Consider the following 303-nt stretch of genomic DNA (forward strand, 5'->3'; position numbering starts at 1 on the left):
CGCGGCAAGGCGATTCAGCCCTATCTCGGCGAGGAGGCTCTGCTCGCGGCGCTGCAAGCGGAGCCTTTGGGCATGGAGGCCCTGCGTCAGTTGGCCGAGGACCATGCTCCGGCTGGCGACACGATCACCTGGCTCATGATTTGGCTCGCCGAGGCCCAGCGCGACGGGCTCATCGCCCAGTACCCCGACGGGCGCTACGGCGCGCATCCGGCCCTGCGGACGGCGGTGTAGGCCATGGCTGTGTCTATAGGGAGAAGCTGGGGCGCCCAAGCGGAATTGACGGGCCTTACGGCACCGTTGTTT

Annotated in this window: 1 pseudogene; it reads left to right on the top strand. The window is 67.7% G+C overall.

Annotation, left to right across the window (positions count from 1 at the left end):
- Window positions 1–231: pseudogene (locus tag NE591_RS14250) on the top strand (hypothetical protein); the annotation flags it as partial.
- Between the last annotated feature and the right edge of the window lie 72 nt (window positions 232–303).

This window comes from Adlercreutzia sp. DFI.6.23, from assembly GCF_024462535.1.
In the GTDB taxonomy this organism is placed as follows: Bacteria; Actinomycetota; Coriobacteriia; order Coriobacteriales; family Eggerthellaceae; genus Adlercreutzia; species Adlercreutzia rubneri.